The organism is Streptomyces sp. NPDC111606 (assembly GCF_055656945.1).
On record NZ_JBVKBY010000010.1, the window covers coordinates 238,064 to 256,316 of the forward strand.

Annotated in this window: 16 protein-coding genes; 14 read left to right on the forward strand and 2 right to left on the reverse strand. The window is 71.8% G+C overall.

Annotated features, from left to right (window positions below; genetic code table 11):
• Window positions 1–59: 59 nt before the first annotated feature.
• The gene (locus tag ACZ7M7_RS32105) at window positions 60–2,726 is read left to right on the forward strand and encodes an AAA family ATPase (RefSeq protein ID WP_472122935.1); all 2,667 of its coding nucleotides are present in this window, start codon (window positions 60–62) and stop codon (window positions 2,724–2,726) included.
• Here the strand turns inward: ACZ7M7_RS32105 and ACZ7M7_RS32110 are convergent.
• Window positions 2,688–3,068, reverse strand: a complete 381-nt coding sequence (locus ACZ7M7_RS32110; protein WP_472122938.1) for a DUF2255 family protein — start codon at window positions 3,066–3,068, stop codon at window positions 2,688–2,690. The two genes, ACZ7M7_RS32105 and ACZ7M7_RS32110, sit on opposite strands and share 39 nt — an antisense overlap.
• A 107-nt stretch (window positions 3,069–3,175) precedes the next feature.
• Here ACZ7M7_RS32110 and ACZ7M7_RS32115 point away from each other — a divergent pair, with 107 nt between their 5' ends.
• Complete coding sequence (locus tag ACZ7M7_RS32115; RefSeq protein WP_472122940.1) at window positions 3,176–3,484, forward strand: hypothetical protein; 309 nt, start codon at window positions 3,176–3,178, stop codon at window positions 3,482–3,484.
• Between the two features lie 62 nt (window positions 3,485–3,546).
• On the opposite strand, the gene ACZ7M7_RS32120 is transcribed toward ACZ7M7_RS32115, so the two are convergent.
• Entirely contained in the window at window positions 3,547–5,274 is a 1,728-nt protein-coding gene (locus tag ACZ7M7_RS32120) for an FAD-dependent monooxygenase (RefSeq protein ID WP_472122943.1), read from the reverse strand.
• Between the two features lie 250 nt (window positions 5,275–5,524).
• On the opposite strand from ACZ7M7_RS32120, the gene ACZ7M7_RS32125 reads away from it, so the two are divergent.
• The 12 genes from ACZ7M7_RS32125 to ACZ7M7_RS32180 all read left to right on the forward strand — a co-directional run bounded on the left by ACZ7M7_RS32125 (window position 5,525) and on the right by ACZ7M7_RS32180 (window position 18,252).
• On the forward strand, window positions 5,525–5,947 hold the full coding sequence (locus tag ACZ7M7_RS32125) for a PPOX class F420-dependent oxidoreductase (protein WP_472122946.1): 423 nt from the start codon (window positions 5,525–5,527) through the stop codon (window positions 5,945–5,947).
• Window positions 5,948–6,035: 88 nt separating this feature from the next.
• Window positions 6,036–6,845 carry a MerR family transcriptional regulator gene (locus tag ACZ7M7_RS32130; protein ID WP_472122949.1) on the forward strand — a complete coding sequence of 270 codons (810 nt, stop codon included), beginning with the start codon at window positions 6,036–6,038 and terminating at the stop codon, window positions 6,843–6,845.
• Entirely contained in the window at window positions 6,842–7,846 is a 1,005-nt protein-coding gene (locus tag ACZ7M7_RS32135; protein ID WP_472122952.1) for a BtrH N-terminal domain-containing protein, read from the forward strand. The genes ACZ7M7_RS32130 and ACZ7M7_RS32135 overlap by 4 nt, the downstream gene beginning before the upstream one ends.
• A 108-nt stretch (window positions 7,847–7,954) precedes the next feature.
• On the forward strand, window positions 7,955–8,464 hold the full coding sequence (locus ACZ7M7_RS32140) for an SRPBCC family protein (protein ID WP_472122955.1): 510 nt from the start codon (window positions 7,955–7,957) through the stop codon (window positions 8,462–8,464).
• The gene (locus ACZ7M7_RS32145; RefSeq protein WP_472122957.1) at window positions 8,457–10,103 is read left to right on the forward strand and encodes a phytoene desaturase family protein; all 1,647 of its coding nucleotides are present in this window, start codon (window positions 8,457–8,459) and stop codon (window positions 10,101–10,103) included. Before ACZ7M7_RS32140 ends, ACZ7M7_RS32145 begins: the two co-directional genes overlap by 8 nt.
• 22 nt (window positions 10,104–10,125) lie before the next feature.
• Complete coding sequence (locus ACZ7M7_RS32150) at window positions 10,126–10,614, forward strand: MSMEG_6728 family protein (protein WP_472122960.1); 489 nt, start codon at window positions 10,126–10,128, stop codon at window positions 10,612–10,614.
• A 68-nt stretch (window positions 10,615–10,682) separates the two neighbouring features.
• Window positions 10,683–11,522, forward strand: a complete 840-nt coding sequence (locus ACZ7M7_RS32155) for an oxygenase MpaB family protein (RefSeq protein ID WP_472122963.1) — start codon at window positions 10,683–10,685, stop codon at window positions 11,520–11,522.
• 280 nt (window positions 11,523–11,802) lie between these two features.
• Window positions 11,803–12,225 (forward strand): CBS domain-containing protein, encoded by a 423-nt coding sequence (locus tag ACZ7M7_RS32160; RefSeq protein ID WP_383605589.1) that lies wholly within the window; start codon window positions 11,803–11,805, stop codon window positions 12,223–12,225.
• Window positions 12,226–12,272: 47 nt separating this feature from the next.
• Window positions 12,273–12,494: a DUF6480 family protein gene (locus tag ACZ7M7_RS32165; protein ID WP_383605586.1), complete on the forward strand. Its 222-nt coding sequence runs from the start codon at window positions 12,273–12,275 to the stop codon at window positions 12,492–12,494.
• A gap of 388 nt (window positions 12,495–12,882) precedes the next feature.
• A complete protein-coding gene (locus ACZ7M7_RS32170) occupies window positions 12,883–14,076 on the forward strand; it encodes a carboxylate-amine ligase (protein ID WP_472123325.1) in 1,194 nt (397 codons plus the stop codon).
• A 193-nt stretch (window positions 14,077–14,269) separates the two neighbouring features.
• The gene (locus ACZ7M7_RS32175; RefSeq protein WP_383605583.1) at window positions 14,270–16,054 is read left to right on the forward strand and encodes an N-acetylglutaminylglutamine amidotransferase; all 1,785 of its coding nucleotides are present in this window, start codon (window positions 14,270–14,272) and stop codon (window positions 16,052–16,054) included.
• Complete coding sequence (locus tag ACZ7M7_RS32180) at window positions 16,027–18,252, forward strand: S9 family peptidase (RefSeq protein ID WP_472122967.1); 2,226 nt, start codon at window positions 16,027–16,029, stop codon at window positions 18,250–18,252. The genes ACZ7M7_RS32175 and ACZ7M7_RS32180 overlap by 28 nt, the downstream gene beginning before the upstream one ends.
• Window position 18,253 lies beyond the last annotated feature (1 nt).

Sequence of the window (18,253 nt, forward strand, 5' to 3'; positions counted from 1 at the left end):
GTACGACTGAGGGATTTCCCGGATTCCCCCGCGCCGCGCTACCGCATAGGTTGTCGATTATGCCCGAGACAAACGCGGATGTGCTGATCGGTCGTCAGGACGAGATACGCCGGCTCAACGCCCTGCTCCACGAGGCGCGTGAGGGCCGGGGCGGTGCCCTGGTCCTGCGGGGTGAGCCGGGCATCGGCAAGAGCGTGCTGCTGCGGCACCTTGATGAGGCCGCCACCGGATTCCTCGTAGTGCGGGCGACCGGGGCGGAGTTCGAGATGGAGCTGCCGTTCGCCGCGCTGCACCAGTTGCTCGCGCCCGTCACCGGTCGGCTCATGGAGTTGCCCGCACCGCACCGCAAGGCGCTGCAGATCGCTTTCGGTCTCGACACGGGCACACCCGATCCGTTCCTGGTCGGTGTCGCGTCGCTGGGCCTGCTGGCGGAGACCGTGCAAGACCGCCCGCTGCTGTGTGTCGTGGACGACGCCCAGTGGCTGGACCAGGCGTCCGCCAAGGCATTGGCATTCCTGGCCCGCCGGGTCTCGGCCGAACGGATCGCCCTCGTGTTCGCGGCGCGCGAGCCGAGCCGCCTGCCCGAACTGGACGAGCTGCCCGCCCTTTCACTTCAGGGACTTGGCGAATCCGATGCCCGCGCGCTGCTGGCCGCGGCGGTCCGCGCCCCGTTGGACGAGCGGGTGCGCGACCGCATCCTGGCCGAGGCGCGCGGCAACCCCCTCGCGCTGGTGGAACTTCCCAGGACCGCCGGTCTCGCCGGGATGGCGGGCGGGTTCGCCCAGCCCGACTCGGTGCCCGGCGTGATCGAGCAGAGTTTCCGGTCCCGGCTGGAGCTTCTGCCGCCGCAGGCCCGGCTGCTGGTGACCGTCGCCGCCGCCGACCCGATCGGTGACCCCGGTCTGCTGTGGCGTGCCGCCGCACTCCTGGACATCGACGCGAGTGCCGCCGAACAGGCGGTCTCGCTGGTCGAGTTCGACACCCGAATCCGCTTCAGCCACCCCCTCGCCCGCTCGGCCGCCTACCGCGCCGCAGCGCCGGAGGAGCGGCGCAGGGCGCACGAGGCGCTGGCCGCCGTGACCGACCCGGCCACCGACCCCGACCGGCGGGCCTGGCATCGCGCACAGGCCAGTGTCGGCCCCGACGAGGCGGTCGCCGCCGAGCTCGAGGTCTCCGCCACCCGCGCCCAGGAACGTGGTGGCCTCGCCGCGGCCGCGGCCTTTCTCGAACGCTCCGCTGCGCTCACGATCAGCCCGGTCCAACGTGCCGAGCGGGTCCTCGCGGCGGCCTCGGCCAAGCTCTCGGTGGGCGACTTCGACACGGCGGCCGACCTGCTCACCACCGTCCCCACCGACGAACCCGGTCAGGCCGCCAGGGCCGACCTGCTGCGCGGCAGGCTGTCGTTCGTCCGCCGCCGGGGCGACGAAGGCCCCACCGCCCATCTCCTGCGCGCCGCCGCCCGGTTGGCGGCCACCGACCCCGCCTGGTCACGGGAGTGCTATCTGGACGCCATCGAAATGGGCCTGCTGCTCGGCGGCCTCGACCAGGTGGTGGAGACCGCCGGAAAAGCGGCGCTGCTGTCGGGCGATCCGGTATCGAGCGCGGCGACGGTCCTGACGGGCCTGATCAGCCTGGTCAGCGACGGCCATGCGGCGGCGGGAGAGATCCTCCGTCCGATCCTCGGCGACACCGACGACCAGGTGTGGGCGAGGCGGCCGTCCCTGGGCTTCATGGTGGCCACCGAACTGTGGAACTTCGACGCCCTGCACGCCATCGCCACCCGCGCGGTCGCGGCCGGCCGCGAGTCGGGCTCCTTCCACGCGCTGCCCATCGCACTGGCCATGCAGGCCACCGCGAACGTCCACACGGGCGACTTCGGTACGGCGATGGAGCTGATCTCCGAGGAGGAGGCGATCGCCGACGCCACCGGCGCGGCCCCGCTCGTCTACCCGCGCCTGCACCTGGCAGCGCTGCGCGGACGGCACAAGGAGGCCACCGAACTGTTCGCGTCGGTGGACCACCGGATGAGCCTGAGCGTGCAGTGGGCGACGGCCGTACTCAACAACGGCCTGGCCGACTACCCCGCCGCACTGAACGCGGCGAAACAGGCCATCGAATACGGCGCCGTCGGCACGGCCGGCCTTGCCCTGCCCGAACTGGTCGAGGCCGCCACACGCTGCGGCGACACCGATGCCGCCGCCGCGGCCCTCGCCTCCCTGCAACAGCGCACGCAGGCAGGCCGCCACGCGTGGGGACTCGGCGTCGAGGCCTACGCGCGGGCCCTGGTCACCGAGGACGAGTCCGCCTACCAGGAGGCGATCGCCCTGCTCGACGGCAGCACACTGGTCGTCTACCGCGCCCGCGCCCATCTGCTGTACGGGGAGTGGCTGCGCCGCCAGGGCCGACGGCGTGACGCCCGGTCCGAGTTGCGGCTGGCGCACGAGCCGCTGTCCGACCTGGGGTTGGAGGCGTTCGCCGAGCGCGCCGCCGGCGAGTTGCGCGCCACGGGGGAGCAGGCCCGCAGCCGCACGTCCAAGGCATCGGACGAGTTGACGATGCAGGAGGTGCACATCGCACGCCTGGTCGCCGACGGCGCCACCTCCAAGGAGGTTGCGGCGAAGCTGTTCCTCAGCCCGCGCACCGTCGACGCGCACCTGCGCAACATCTTCCGCAAGCTCCAACTCACCTCACGCAGGCAACTGCGAGACCTGCCCGGCCTCCGTTAGCCGCATGGTGGTGGCAGCGGCCTCGGGCCCGTTCATCGACTCGACCGGGCCGGGCCACCGCAGCCCGTACTTGGCCCGATAGGCACCGGAGACGCGCAGGACGAGGCTGGGGTCCTCCACCGGCTGCAGGACGACGGCCTGGCGGACCCCGGCCGTCTCCACCTCCACCTGCGTGTCCGCGTCCCGCAGGACCCGCCGGTACCAGACACTGCGCCGCCCGAAAGCCGAGCGGACATACGCCTCTCCGTCGACCACCACCACCCAGACCGTCCTGGCCGACCACCGGCCGTCCGCATGCCGTACCCGCAAGACGATCTCCGCCTCGTCCATGACCGTATTCATGAACCCACCTTCGCCGTGGCGGCACTACGTACGCGTCGGTGGTCATCACCTACATAGGCGGGCTTCGCCGACGCGAGGGCGGTGCTCCCGGGGCGAGGGTGAGTGCCATGACGAACACCGACATGAACGCCGCAACCGACACTGCGACCCCGACCGTGATCGACACCGAGCCCGGCATCGTCGAGGCTGCCCTTGACGCAACGGCGCCTCACACCAAGGGCTCCAATAAGTACACAGGCTTGAAGAAGAACAACTTGAAGAGGAACAAGGGGACGGAGAAGAGCAAGACCCAACGGCGCGTCGCCAAGTCACTGGCGTACTTCGCCCTGATCTTCACCGGGCTCGCGGTCCTGGCCGAGCCGTGGCTGTTGATCCCGGTCGCCGCGCTGATGCTGGCGATCTCGCTCTGGGACTGACCCGGGCGCCACAGGCCTAGTGCGTCAGAACCGCGACAGTTGCTCTCCGGGGCCCCGGAGAGCTACGGCAGGTGGAAGACGCGTCCGAGTGCGTCGGACAGTGCGGGCACCGTCCCCGGGTCGGTCAGCGGGGACAGCCGGGCACTCAGATATCCGTCCGGGCGGATGAGGAAGCCCGTCGGGCCGTTGACGCCGTACAGCTGCTCGAACTCCGCGGCGCCGTCGCGGAAGACGGGCAGGTGCCATCCGCCCGCGTCGCTCTGCCCGCGGGCGGCCTCTGCCGTGGTCTCGTGCCGGGCGACTACGAACGCGGCCACCTTGCCGCCTGCCAGCCGGTGGGCAGTGGCGGCCGCCTCGCGGCACGCGGTGAGCGCGTCGGCCGAGTCGGCGTACAGCACGAGGACGTGACCGCGGTCGCGCAGCAGGTCATACAGGCGCAGCGGTATCGCGGCCACGCCTGTGGTGAGGCCGCGGCAGTCGGGCGCCCGTTCACCCGGCCCGGGCCCTGATCCCTGCCTCGGCCCTGGACCTGGAGATTCCGAGGCGCCATTACCTGCCCGTGCGCCCGCCCCGTCGCCCGCCACCAGGGGACTGTCCGGGTAGGCGACGAGCAGCTGCGCCTCGCGCAGCATCATCGTCGTCATGTCCCGCGGGGCGGCCCGGATGCCCTGGGTGGCATGCCGGACGGTGCGGCCCACCACTTCCTCGCCGACCGGCCGGCGCTCGGCGTCATAGCTGTCGAGGAGCCGGTGATGGGCGCCGCCCTCCAGTGTCAGCGCCAGCTTCCACGCGAGGTTGTAGGCGTCCTGGATACCGGTGTTCATGCCCTGGGCGCCGGTGGGCGGGTGGATGTGCGCGGCGTCCCCGGCGACGAAGACCCGGCCGACGCCGTACCGGTCGACGAGGCGGTGACTGATGCGGAACACCGACGACCAGCGCATGGCGGAGGCGGTGGTGGGCTGGGGGGCCAGCCGGTCGAGGACCGCCTGGACGTGCTCGATGCGGGGTGCCCGTCCGCCCTCCAGTCCGTGGGCCACCGTCTCCCGCGAGGCGGCCCCACCGGTGCCCTCGCCACTCGCCGACAACTCATCAGGTACCAGCATCGACATGCGGTAGCGGCGATCGCCGGGCAGCGGGATGCAGACCAGGGCATCGTCGATGCGGCCCTCGGCGTCGTGGTGCATGGCCCGCACGCCGTAGCCCTGGGGGAGATCCCAGTCCACCTCGACGTCGGCGAGCATGTACTCCTCCGCAAAAGCGCCGCCCTCGAAGGCGAGTCCTAGTTGCTTGCGGACGGTGCTGTGCGCCCCGTCGCAGCCGATCAGGAAGCGTGACCGCAGCTCCTGCGGGGCACCGGAGGACGTGACGACACGGCTGACGACCCCGTCCTCGTGCTGCGTGAATCCCACCAGTTCGGTGCCCCGCTCGATCCCGGTACCGAACCGGGCGAGATGCTCCTCAAGGATCCGCTCCGTCTCGTACTGGGGCAGGGACGCGAAGACGTAGGGGACCTCGGGCGGCAGCCTCAGCTCGATGCGGGCCTGCTCGACCCCGTCGTCGTACATCAGCTGTCCGCGCAGCGGCACGGCGACTTCCAGGGCGGCGCGCACCATGCCCATCCGGTCCCAGATCTCCAGCGTCCGCGGCTGGACGCCCACCGCCTTGGCATACGGCAACCGGGCCGGAAGCCTGTCTATGAGCCGGCAGGCGACACCCTGCCGCCGCAGCTCCGCGGACGCGGTCAACCCGACCGGTCCCGCACCCACGATCAGTACATCCGTGTCCACCACAGGCGTCTCCCGCCAGGAGAGCCCCCCTTCTGCCTTGCCTCAATCGTCCACCGTCGTCACGGGACGAGCGAGTTCAGCAGCGGTCCGGCCCGTGTCCACGCACCGATGGGCACCGATGCGCGTCGAAGACCGCTGACATGGACGTTGCTGCAGATCGGTTCGGTCCGGCGTGAGTGTCGCCGGGAAAGGGCACCGGATTGATCAAAGAGAAGGCCCCGCCCGAACGATCCAACGATCCAAGGAGCACCAGATGTCCAAGCCGCCGCTGCCCTCGGAGGCCGTGGAGTTGCTGCGCCGAGCCAACCCGTGCGTGATGGCGACCCTGCGTTCGGACGGCACGCCGGTGTCCACTCCCACGTGGTACGTGTGGGATGACGGCCGCGTCCTGATCAGCCTCGACGAGGGCCGCGTCCGCCTGAAGCACCTGCGCCGGGACCCTCGTGTGACCCTCACCGTTCTCGACGGCGCCGACTGGTACACGCACGTCACCCTGATCGGCCGCGTGGTCGAGACGCACGACGACGAGGGCCTGAAGGACATCGACCGCATCGCCGAGCACTACATCGGCAAGCCCTACCCCGACCGCGTCCGGGCCCGCGTGAGCGCCTGGATCGAGATCGACCGCTGGCACGGCTGGGGCGCGATGAAGGACAGCGACCAGCCCTCCAGCTGACGACCGCGCGCAGAGACAGGCGGCGGCGGCCCGGGCCGAAGCCCCAAAGGGTGGACTCTCCCACCGTGGGAGGGTCCACCATGATGGCGTGCGGGACGAACTTCTCACCATCGGGCGCTTCGCGCGTCTGTGCCGGCTCAGTGTCAAGCAGCTGCGCCACTACGACGAGACGGGGCTGTTGACCCCGGTCCACGTGGACGCCGCCTCCGGATATCGCTACTACGCGCCCGAACAGGCACGCGACGCCCTGACCGTCGCCCTGCTCCGCGACATGGATCTCCCGCTGGCCGTGATCGCCCGGGCCCTCGCCGCCGAACCCGAGTCCAGGGCACGGATCCTGCGCGCCGAACGGGACCGGCTTGCCGAACGGATCAGCAAGGACCAGGCACGGCTGACGATGCTGGAGCGGCTGGCGGAAAGCGGCCTGCCCGGCTACGAGGTGACGATGAGTCAGGAACCGGAGCGGCGCCTGGCAGTCGTACGTGCGGTCTGCACTCCGGCGGAGATCGGGGACAAGGTCGCTGAAAGTGTGGCTCGGCTGCTGCCCGGGCTCGGCCGGGCCGGGATCGCCTGGGAGCCGCCGCTGTGGGCCCTGTACCCGCTGGATCTGCGAGAGCCCATGGAGATCGCCGTAGGAGTGCAGATGCCGCCGGGGGAAGTGACGGCAGTCGTTGCGGACTTCGAGGTGCTGTCCGGCGGGCCCGTGGCCGAGACCGTGCACGTCGGGCCGTACGCGCAGCTGCCCTTGGCCTACAACGCCCTCTTCGCCGCCATCCACGAGCGCGGGCTGCGCCCGAAAGCACCCGTACGCGAGGCCTATCTCGTCGGGCCGGCCGAAGCGCCGCCGGAAGAGCTGCTGACCCGGCTGGTCATCCCGATCCAGGAGAGCGCTGCATGAAAATGCTGGACATCGATGCTCGCGGTATGAAGCACTGCGAGACGACAGCTCTGGGAGTGCTGCTGCGCGACCAAGGGCACGATCTGTCCGAGCCCATGCTCTTCGGCCTCGGCTCGGGTCTGTCCTTCGTCTACTGGGACAGCAAGAAGATGACCTTCCCTTTCCTGGGCGGACGGGTGAAACCCTTCGACCTCACCAGGAACCTGGCCGCGGGACTCGAGCTGGAGCTCGTGGTGCGGGAGACCACCTCCCCCCGCAGGGCATGGGAGCACGTGACAGCCCCCATCGACGCCGGCCACCCCGTCGGACTGCAGCTCGACAGCTGCCACCTGGACTACTTCGGGTCGAAGGTGCAGTTTGGCGGGCATGTCGTCGCGATGTACGGCTACGACGACCACGACGCCTACCTGGTGGACACCGACCAGCAAGGCGGAGCGGTGACCACGAGCCTGACCAGCCTCGCGCAGGCAAGAGCCGCGCGCGGCCCGATGACCGCCAAGCACCGTTCCTTCACCCTCACCGCCCCGACGAGCCTGCCCTCCCCCCAAATCCGGATCACAGCCGCCATCACGACCTGCGCCGACGCCTTCCTCAACCCGCCCATCGCCAACCTGGGCCACCGTGGCATCGAGAAGGCCGCCAAGCTGGTGCGCACATGGCTCCAGCGCACCGATGCCCCACAACGGGACCTGCCGCAAGCGGCCCTCCTGATGGAGCAGGCCGGCACCGGCGGCGCACTGTTCCGCAACCTCTACCGCGACTTCCTCGCCGAATGCACCGACCTGCTCGACAGCGGTCACCTGCGCGCCGGACTCAGGCTGTACACCGAGGCGGCCACACTGTGGACGGAGACTGCGGCGCTGATTGCGAAGGCCGGTGAATCCGGCGACGCGCAGTGCCTCGTCCACGCAGGGACCGTCCTGCACGAGCTCTCGCGCATCGAGCGCGAGGCCATGAAGTCCCTGAGCTGCCTGACCGTGCCGGCGGCGGGCAGAGCGTGATGTGAGGGTGATGGGGCGTTGATACGGAGAGGGCGGTTCGACCCGTGATGCGCGGGCACTCGGGCGTGGCCGACGGGTAATCCGGTCGAGGCACCCCTGGAGGTCTCCGTGGCCGTTCGCCACCGTCTGATCCAAGCCGGTCCGAGTGCCGTGTGGGCCGTACTCGCCGACGGCAACCGATACGCGGAGTGGGTGGTGGGGACCGCACGGTCCGAGCCGCTTCGTGGGCGGTGGCCGGAAACCGACGCGGCGATCCGCTACGAGGTCCGGCTCGGCCCCGTCCGGCTGTTCAACGAGACGGTCGTCCGCCGCTGCGAGCCAGGCGTGTCCATGGAGCTGGAAGCTCACGCCGGCGCGCTGGGCACGGCACGTATCGCGATCGAGCTGCGGCCGTGGGGAAGGAAGTGCCTGGTGCTCGTGGACGAGCACCCCCTCCAGGGAGCGGGCGGCCGACTGCACAACGTCGGCTTCGAGGCGCTGATCCAACTGCGCCACCGGGCCATGCTCGCCCGTCTCGCCCGGCTCTGCGAGAGCGAGGCGCAAGACGCCCGCCGCGCCCCACAGAGGGCGCCCGCCACGTCAGCGGTACCGGGCGCGGACGGAGCCGGCCGTGCCTGACGCTGTGGTGATCGGCGCCGGCCCCAACGGTCTGGTGGCCGCCAACGTGCTGGCGGACGCCGGGTGGAGCGTCGAGGTGCTGGAGGAGCAGCCGGAGCCGGGCGGCGCGGTGCGCCACGACCGCGGCGTCGACCCCGACTTCGTCAACGACCTCTTCAGCTCCTTCTATCCGCTGGCAGCCGCCTCGCCGGTCCTGACCGCGCTGCGTCTGCAGGACTACGGGCTGCGGTGGAGCCACGCGCCCAGTGTGCTGGCGCATCCCCTCACCGACGGCAGCTGCGCCGTGCTGGACCGGGACGTCGGCACCACTGCCGCGTCCCTCGAGGCTTTCGCGCCGGGTGACGGAGCCGCGTGGGAGCGGCTGCTCGGCGTGTGGCAGCGCCTGCACCCCGACCTGCTGAACTCTCTGTTCACCCCCTTCCCGCCCGTCCGCTCGGCGGCGCGGCTGGCGCTGCGGCTGCGGGCCGCGGGCGGTCTGCGCATGGCACGCTCCCTGGTCCTGCCGGTGCGTCGTCTGGGGGAGGAGGAGTTCGGCGGTCAGGGAGGCCGGCTGCTGCTGGCGGGCAATGCCCTGCACGCCGACCTCGCCCCGGAGTCGGCCGGCAGCGGCGGCTTCGGCTGGCTGATGGCCATGCTCGGGCAGACGTACGGCTTTCCCGTCCCCGTCGGCGGCTCGGGCGCCCTGACCCAGGCCCTGGCCCTGCGACTGAAGGACCGGGGTGGAAGGGTGCGCTGCGGGCAGCGGGTCGAGCGGATCGTCGTGCGCGGCGGGCGGGCCGTCGGCGTGCGTACAGCGGTCGGCGACGCGGTACAGGCACGCCGGGCGGTACTGGCCGACGTGTCGGTGCCCGCCCTGTACGGCGATCTCCTCGAACCCGAGCAGGTGCCCGGGCAGCTCCTGGACGATCTGCGTCGCTTCCAGTGGGACTTCGCCACCTTCAAGGTGGACTGGGCGCTCGACGGCCCGGTGCCCTGGCAGGCGGAGCAGGCGTCCCGGGCGGGCACCGTGCACCTCGCCGACGGCATGGACGAACTCACCCGCTTCACCGCGCAGATCGCCATGCGGCAGGTCCCGGACCGCCCCTTCCTGCTGTTCGGCCAGATGACCACCGCCGACGCGACCCGCTCCCCGCTGGGCACCGAATCGGCCTGGGCCTACACCCACATGTCCCGCGAGATCGCCGCGGACGCCGCCGACGAGGGCATCACCGGCCGCTGGGACACCAAGGACCAGGAACTCATGGCCGACCGGGTCGAACGCCAGGTGGAACGCTTCGCGCCCGGCTTCCGTTCGCTGATCCGCGCCCGCCGCATCCTGGCGCCCCCCACCCTCGAGGCCCTGGACGCCAACCTCTGCGGCGGTGCCATCAACGGCGGCACGACCGCGATCCACCAGCAGTTCGTCTTCCGCCCCGTGCCCGGCACCGGACGCCCCGAGACCCCCGTCCCGGGCCTCTTCCTGGCCTCCGCCGGAGCCCACCCGGGCGGCGGCGTGCACGGCGCACCAGGGGCCAACGCCGCCCGCGCCGCGCTGCACCGCCACCGGCCACCCGGCCTCGCCCGCGCCCAACGCCTCCTGAGCCGACGCGACCGCACCGGAACCGCACGCTCAGCCATGCCGCGCAAGGAATCGCGATGACGAAGAAGCGAGCGGGTGACTGATGCAGACGTTTCTGCCTGACCCCGACTTCGGGAAGACGGCGCTGCTCCTGGACCGGCGCCGGCTGGGCAAGCAGCGGGTCGAGGCACTTCAGGTCCTGCGCGGTCTGACCGTCCCCGGATACGGGTGGCGCCGGCACCCGGCCGTACGGATGTGGACCGGGTACGAGGAGGCCCTTGTCCGGTACGGCCTGGAGATCTGCCGGGTCTGGCGGGAGCAGGGACACCAGGACAGCTGCGCGGCCTCCCTGGTCGCCGGACTGGCGGCGCACCGACCGGGCGCCGCAGTGCGCGACCAGGCGGAGCCGGCGGTCGCCGGTGAGCTGCCGCCCTGGCTCGGGGACGAGGCCTTCCACGAGAGTCACCGTTCGGCACTGGTCCGCAAGGACCGCGACGTGTACGCCGTTGTGTTTCCCGGCGTCGCCGACGACCTGCCCTACGTGTGGCCGGCGTCGGACCGTGAACCCCGGTACGTGCCCACCGGCAGGTGAGGCCCAACGGCCACGACCGGTTCGGGCCGGCATCGCGGACACTGGCAGCAGGAGAGGGGAGGCCGACCGTGCTGACCTCAGTCCGTGAGCAACTGGGACAGGCCCTGTTCCGCCGGGTCGCCGGCCCCGACGGCCCGGCGACGCGTGCCCGTATCCACGACACTCCCGGCCCGCGCTGGTTCGGTCCCGATCGCCCGATCCGCACGGTCCATGGTGACGCCTCGATGTTCATCGGCGGGCTGAGCGCACTGCTGCTGCAGTCCCTGCATCCGCTCGCGATGGCGGCGGTGGCGGGGCACTCCGGCTACCGCGGCGACCCGTGGGGCCGACTGCAGCGCACCAGCGCCTTCCTGGCGGTGACGACCTACGGCACCGCCGAGGACGCCCAGCGCGCGGTCGACCACGTCCGAGGCATCCACGAACGGATCCGCGGGACGACGGCCGAGGGCGTGCCATACCACGCGGCTGATCCACATCTGCTCGCCTGGGTGCACGCCGCCGAGACGCACAGCTTCCTGCGTGCCCACGAACGCTACGGAGCACACCCCCTGGACGCCGCCGCCTACGACGCCTACGTCGCCGACACCGCGCGAGTCGCCGAGGCACTGGGGGTGAGCGAGCCCCCACGTGACCGCCGCGAACTCGCCGAGCGGCTGTCCGCCTACCGGCCCGAACTGCGGGCCGGCCCCGAGGCCCGCGCCGCCGCCCGCTTCCTGCTCTTCCAGCCTCCGCTGCCCCTCGCCGTACGTCCCTTCTACGGCGGACTGGCCGCGAACGCCGTCGCCCTGCTCCCACCCTGGGCCCGCGGCATGCTGTGGCTGCCGCGGGTCCCGGTCGTGGAGGACCTCGCCGTACGCCCCACCGGCCAGGTCCTGACCCGGACCATCCGCTGGGCCATGAACCGCTGACGGCCGCGTGCGCCGGGCCGAGCCCACGTCGGTTCGGCAGGCTCGTCGGTGGCGGACGTCCAGCCCCAGGCCGGCGCACGCGCCCTGTGCGACCCGGCGGGCCACCCGTTCTGCCTCTTTGTCGGCACCGGCCCGCACGCAGCCTGACAGGTCGGGGCACGGTGTGCACCCGCGGCAGCCGATGAGGGACGGCGCGCACGTGGCAGCCGGGCCGTCCACGGGTACTCGGGCGGTGCACGGCGGTGAACAGCACCGCCCCGACCCTCGGAGGGACGTTCCCATGACTCGGCATGTCCGCGACGTCATGACGACCCACCCGATGACCGTGGAACCGCAGGCATCCGTCCAGTCGGTGGCCCAGATGATGCGCGACGAGGACATCGGCGCTGTACTGGTCACCGAGAGCGGGCGGCTGCGCGGGCTGGTCAGCGACCGTGACCTGGTGGTCCGTGCGATGGCCGAGGGCCGTGACCCGGACCGTACGACCGTGGCCCAGGCGTGCAGCGAGGATCTCGTCACGGTCGGGCCCGACGACGACCTGATTCTCGCGGTGCAGGTGATGCGCGAGCATTCCGTCCGGCGCGTACCCGTCGTCGACCGGGAAAGTCACCCGGTTGGCATCGTCACCATCACCGACCTGGCCATCGAACGTGATCCCGACTCCGTCCTCGGCGACATCAGCGCCGCCCGCCCCGATCAATGACCCTGCAACTCCCCATGGCCTGCCTGTGACCGAGAGGAGGGCGCGCCATGACGAACCCCGAACGCGAGCCGACACGAAAGCCGGGACGCGAACCCGGCCGCGGTGTACCACCCGGTGAGACCCCGCCCGCCGAGGCGGACACCACGTCCGCCATCTCCTATCCGCAGTCCGAGCTGCGCAGGGGCTGGGGCCCCATGCCGATCGCTCTGATCATGGTGGTCGTGGTGCTGGTGGCGATCGGGCTGATCGCGATGGCGGTGGCCCTCTGATCGCCCGGCGTCGGCCGGCCGGCGTCGCGGCGGCGGCAGAATCAGGGCCGGGGATGGGTGCGGTGCCACCGGGGCCGCGCGCCGCGTCCGCGGCGTCCCGCCGCCGACGCGCACCGTGGGCACACCCGCTGGACCCGGGCCGCCGCGCCTCCGGATTCGGGGAAGTTGTCCGGCCAGGCGACATGCGGGAGGCGGACCAGCCGGGCAGGGCCCATGGATTCCCTCACGCTCGCACGTTTGTGCTATCCCCATGTCAAACGCGCAGGCGGCAGGCTTACGTACGTGGGGACTGGGAACTCAGAGCACACGACAAGCCGCCCCACCGCCCGGGGTCGGGTCGCCCCCTCCCTTGCGGCAGGCGCCGGGATTCGTAGGAGTGAACGTGAGCATGCGCATCGGAGTGGAGGAAGAATTCCACGTCCTGGAGGTGGAGAGCGGACTGCTGGTGCCGCGAGCCGACGCGATCCTGCGACGACTTCCAGGACAGACCTACACCACCGAACTGCATCAATGCACTGTCGAGTCCAACAGCTCAGTACACACGTCCCTGCACGACCTCTATGCCGACCTCATCGGCATGAGGCGGCGGCTCGACGCGGCAGCCTCCTCTCTGGGGCTGGCCGTGGTGGCTGCCGGCACGGCCCCGCTGGCGCCCGCGGCCTCCGTGCGCCCCACAGCCGGGGCTCGCTACCGCCGCATGACCGAGGAGTACCGCAAGGTCGCCGACGAGCAGCTCATCTGCGGCGCCCAGGTCCATGTGGACATACCCGACCGCGACACCGCCGTACGGGCCATGTGTGAGGTGTCGCCGTGGCTACCCGTACTGCTGGCCCTCTCCGCCAGTTCGCCGTTCTGGCAGGCGTCCGACACGGGCTACGCGAGCTGGCGCACCCTGCTGTGGCAGCGGTGGCCCACGGCGGGGCCGGTCGGCTGCTTCCCGAACGCGGCCGAGTACGACGCCGCCGTGGAGGATTTCGTGCGGGCCGGGATCATCACCGACGCGGGGATGATCTACTACGACGTCCGCCCCTCGGCCCATCTGCCCACGCTGGAACTGCGCACATGTGACGCCTGTCCGCGCCCGGAGACGGTCGTGCTCATCGCCGGACTGTTCCGTGCCCTGGTGACCGACGCCCGCGAACGCCTCGGCCGAGGCGATGCCGCCGAGTGCGCGGGGCGGCACGAGTGGCTGCGGGGCGCGTCATGGCGTGCCGCCCGGTCGGGACTCGAAGGGACGCTGGTGGACCCCGAGACCCACGAGGAGGCACCCGCGCACGCGGTGGTGCGGCAGCTGCTCGTCCGGCTGCGGCCCGCGCTGGAAGCCCACGGGGACTGGCATACCGTCCGGGAGCTCACCGAGGCGGCCCTCGCCGGCGGAAGCGCTGCCCGGCGCATGCGCCGTGCGGCACAGGAAGAGGACCTGCTGGCCTGCGTCGACATGCTGATCGCCGAGACCCGCGGCGAACACGGACGCCGCACGTCCCCACCGCCTGGCCGCAGTCGCGGTCGCAGCCACGCCCGTGCTGTCGTCCCGAACGGCTCGCCCTCCACCGTCGTCCCGGGCGGTCCGTTTCCTCCGTAGTCCCGGGGCGCCGGACGGCATCGGCAGCTGACGTGCCAATGACCGCCCCGGCGTACGGCGACGTCCTTTTCCCCGCGCAGAAAGGTCTCGTGATGTCTCGCACCACCACCCAGGCCCTCCTGACCGGCGTCCGCGCGCCGGCATCACCGTGCAGGCGCGCCCACGTCGACGCGAGGAAGGGAGGCGGGACGTCATGTGCGGTCTGACCGGCGAGGTCCGCTTCGACGGAAGGCGAGCCGACCTGGCGGCCGTCGAACGCATGGCAGACCGGCTCGCCGCCCGTGGACCCGACGGGCAGGGCACCTGGTCGCGGGGCCCGGTCGCGCTGGGACACCGGCGACTGAAGATCATCGACCTCTCGGACCGTGGAGCCCAGCCGATGACCGACGCCCGCGGGGAGGTCACCGGCGTCTTCAACGGCTGCGTGTACAACCATCCGGAGCTGCGCGAAGAGCTGCGCGGCCTCGGGCACCGATTCGAGTCGACGTCGGACACGGAGGTCGTCCTCAAGGCCTACCAGCAGTGGGGCACCGCCTGCGTCGAGCACTTCCTCGGCATGTTCGCCTTCGCGCTCGTCGAGCATCGGACCGGCCGTGTCGTCCTCGCCCGGGACCGGCTCGGAATCAAGCCCCTGTACCTGGCGCGGACACCGGACCGGCTGCGGTTCGCCTCGACGCTGCCCGCCCTCCTAGCCGCCGGAGACGTGGACACCTCGCTCGATCCGGTCGCCCTCCACCAGTACCTGAGCTGGCACGCCACCGTCGCGGCGCCGCGCACCGTCCTCAAGGGGGTGCAGAAGCTCCCGCCCGCCACCGTGCGGGTCGTCGAACCGGACGGCACCCACCGGGATCACTGCTACTGGCAGCCGTCGTACACGCGCCGGGCCGAGTACGCCGGCATGGGCACCGACGAATGGCGCGACGCGGTGCTGGAAGCGCTCCGCACGGCCGTGCGCCGCAGGATGGTGTCCGACGTGGAGGTCGGTGTCCTCCTCTCCGGCGGCCTCGACTCCAGTCTCATCGTCGCGTTGCTGGCCGACGAGGGCCGGCACGATCTGATGACGTTCAGCGTCGGATTCGAGACGGAAGGCGGCGAGAAAGGCGACGAGTTCCAGTACTCGGACCTGGTCGCCCGCGAGTTCGCCACCGACCACCGACAGCTGATGGTCCCCTCCGACCGGGTGTCCATGGCCCTGGACGGCGCGGTCGCGGCGATGAGCGAGCCGATGATCAGCCACGACGTGGTCGCCTTCTACCTGCTGTCCGAGCAGGTGTCCAAGGAAGTCAAGGTCGTGCAGAGCGGCCAGGGGGCCGACGAGGTCTTCGCCGGCTACCACTGGTACCCGAAGCTCGCGGAGGTCTCCCGCGAGGACGAACCGGAGCGGTACGCCGCGACGTACTTCGATCGGCCGCACGCCGACCTCGCCAGGGTCCTGCGGCCGGACATGCTGCCGCGCGACGACGTGTCGGGCAGCTTCGTCCGCAGGCACATGGCGGACCCGGGGGCCGAGACCGCACTCGACGCGGCGCTACGGCTGGACACGCACGTCATGCTCGTCGACGACCCCGTCAAGCGCGTCGACAACATGACCATGGCCTGGGGCCTGGAGGCACGCGTCCCGTTCCTCGACCACGAGCTGGTCGAGCTGGCGGCGGCCTGTCCGCCGGAGCTGAAACTGGCCGACGGCGGCAAGGGCGTGCTGAAGGAGGCGGGCCGCAAGCTCCTGCCTCGCGAGGTCGTCGACCGGCCCAAGGGCTACTTCCCCGTGCCGGCCATCCGCCACATGGCGGGCCCGGTCCTGGAACGCGTACGTGAAGCGCTCGAGGCACCCGAGGCGAAGCAACGCGGCCTGTTCCAGGAGTCGTACGTGACCGAGCTCCTCGCGGCGCCCGACGAGCACCGGACCAACCGGGGTGCGAACGCCCTGTGGCAGATTGCCTTGCTGGAGATATGGCTGCAGACCCACGGAATCAAGTGACCGACGACGGGGGCATGCGGGTGGCGCAAGGCCCGGCGCCCGCGTTCGCGCGTCCCGGGCCACTCACTTCGGCCACCGTGCAGCCCCCGGACAACCGGACGGGAGACGCGCGCGGTACCGCCCGCGCCGCCGCTCCGGCACCGGTGCCGTTGCCCGAGGCCGGCGGCCCCCGGGACGCCGTGACCCTGCTGCGCGCCCACGGCTGCTGGTATCCCTCGGCCAACGCCGACGGCACCGAGGTGGCCTTCATCTGCGACCGAGGCGGCGTCCCCCAGCTGTGGTCCGGCTCCGTCGACGGTGACGAGGTGCGGCTGCTCGACTCCTCACCGGATCCCGTGAAAGAGGTGTTGTGGTCACCGAACGGACAGTGGATCGCCTACACCACCGCGCCGGGCGGCGGTGAGCACACCCGGGTCCTGTGCGTGCGGCCCGACGGCACCGGCCGACGCCTCCTGGCAGGGGCCGACCCGGCCAGTTCCGCCTATCTGGGCTGCTGGGCCCACGACGGCTCGTCCGTCGCCGTCACGTTCGCGGCCCCGGCCGCTCCGCAGTACGGGATCACCACGGGGCACGTCGTGGCGGCACCGGACCTCGCTGACGGCCGCCCCTCCGACTGGGCTGACCGCGGCGGTCGCGCGACACTCCTGGGCCCGGCCGCGTACGACGGGGCGCTGGGGGAGGAGCCGAGCCGAACGCCGACCGACGCCCGGGCTCCGGCGGCGCCGACGGTACGTCGCGACAGCGGCCTGTCCGTCTACCTGATCGATCCCGACGGTCTGGTTTCCCCCGCCCTGCTCACCACAGAAACCCACGCCGCCTCCCTCCGCGTGTGCGACATCAGCCGTGACGGCAGCCTCGCGCTGCTGCGCCGCGGGCCGCGCGGACGCAGGGAGGCGGTCGTCCGACGCACCGCCGACTCGGAGAGCACCTTCGCCATGCCGGTCGCCGATGGCGACCCCTGGATCGGCCGGTTCTCTCCCGACGGTCGGACCCTGTGGCTGCGCAGCAACGCCGACCGGGAGTACGCGGCGCTCCTCGCGGTCGCTCTGGACGCCGACGGCGGCCCGCGCGGTGTGTCCCTCGTGACCGAGCGCGAGGGCGTCGACCTGGAACTCCTGACACTTGCGCACGACGGCCGTACGGCCGCGCTGGCGTGGAACGTGCAGGGCGCGAGCGACCTGGAGCTCGTCGAAACGCACCCGACCCGACAGCCTCCGGACGTCACGGGCCCGGCACGGCCCGTTCCCCTGCCCCACGAGGTCGCCACACGCGTGACGGCCGCCGGCGTCGGCGGCCTGCTGCTCGCGCTGTCCGGGTCCCAGCGCCGACCGGGCCTCTGGCGGGCCCACGAGGGCGTGTCCATGCTGCGCACCGCCTGGTCCTCCAAGGACGAGGACGCCGTCCCGCCGGGCCGCCCCCCGGTACGCCCCGTCCCCTTGCGTCTCACGGCGAGGGACGGGCTGCCCCTGAGCGGTTGGTACTACCGGGCGCCGGGCCGTGCCCAGGACGAACCGGCGCCCTGTGTGATCCACCTGCACGGCGGTCCCGAAGAGCAGGAACGGCCGGTGTTCAGCCCGCTCTACCACGAGCTGGTCGGGCGTGGCCTGGACATCTTCGCCCCCGACGTCCGAGGCTCCCTGGGGCACGGCCGGTCGTTCGTCGACGCCGACCTGGGCGCAGGGCGCTTCGCGGCGCTCGACGACGTCGCCGACTGCGCGGCCCACGCGGTCATCGCAGGCCCCGCCGATCCGACGCGGCTGGGGGTCATGGGCCGCTCCTACGGCGGCTACCTGACGTTCGCCTCCGTCGTATGGCACCCGGATCTGTTCCGCACCGCGGTCGCCGTCTGCGGCATGTCGGACTTCCTCACCTTCTTCGCCGGTACGGAGCCCTGGATCGCGGAATCGGCCGCTCACAAATACGGTCACCCGGACCGCGACCGAGAGCTCCTGCGCAGCCTGTCGCCGATGAGCCGCATCGACGCACTGCGTGTCCCGCTGCTCGCCATCCACGGCGAACACGACACCAACGTGCCGCCGGGGGAGTCCCAGCAGTTCGTACGCGCCGCGCAGGAACACGGCATCGAAGCCGAACTGCTGACGCTGCGCGACGAGGGCCACGACTTCCTGCGCGCGGACAACCGGCGACTGTTCCGCCGGGCCGCGGCGGACTGGTTCGAAGGCCACCTCCACGTGTGAA

What these genes read in the sequence shown, in the direction of transcription:
- ACZ7M7_RS32125 (WP_472122946.1), top strand. Translation starts at nt 5,525, where the DNA reads ATGTCCAAGCCGCCGCTGCCCTCGGAGGCCGTGGAGTTGCTGCGCCGA.
- ACZ7M7_RS32110 (WP_472122938.1), bottom strand. Translation starts at nt 3,068, where the DNA reads ATGAATACGGTCATGGACGAGGCGGAGATCGTCTTGCGGGTACGGCAT.
- ACZ7M7_RS32175 (WP_383605583.1), top strand. Translation starts at nt 14,270, where the DNA reads ATGTGCGGTCTGACCGGCGAGGTCCGCTTCGACGGAAGGCGAGCCGAC.
- ACZ7M7_RS32105 (WP_472122935.1), top strand. Translation starts at nt 60, where the DNA reads ATGCCCGAGACAAACGCGGATGTGCTGATCGGTCGTCAGGACGAGATA.
- ACZ7M7_RS32150 (WP_472122960.1), top strand. Translation starts at nt 10,126, where the DNA reads ATGCAGACGTTTCTGCCTGACCCCGACTTCGGGAAGACGGCGCTGCTC.
- ACZ7M7_RS32160 (WP_383605589.1), top strand. Translation starts at nt 11,803, where the DNA reads ATGACTCGGCATGTCCGCGACGTCATGACGACCCACCCGATGACCGTG.
- ACZ7M7_RS32180 (WP_472122967.1), top strand. Translation starts at nt 16,027, where the DNA reads ATGGCTGCAGACCCACGGAATCAAGTGACCGACGACGGGGGCATGCGG.
- ACZ7M7_RS32135 (WP_472122952.1), top strand. Translation starts at nt 6,842, where the DNA reads ATGAAAATGCTGGACATCGATGCTCGCGGTATGAAGCACTGCGAGACG.
- ACZ7M7_RS32165 (WP_383605586.1), top strand. Translation starts at nt 12,273, where the DNA reads ATGACGAACCCCGAACGCGAGCCGACACGAAAGCCGGGACGCGAACCC.
- ACZ7M7_RS32115 (WP_472122940.1), top strand. Translation starts at nt 3,176, where the DNA reads ATGACGAACACCGACATGAACGCCGCAACCGACACTGCGACCCCGACC.
- ACZ7M7_RS32170 (WP_472123325.1), top strand. Translation starts at nt 12,883, where the DNA reads ATGCGCATCGGAGTGGAGGAAGAATTCCACGTCCTGGAGGTGGAGAGC.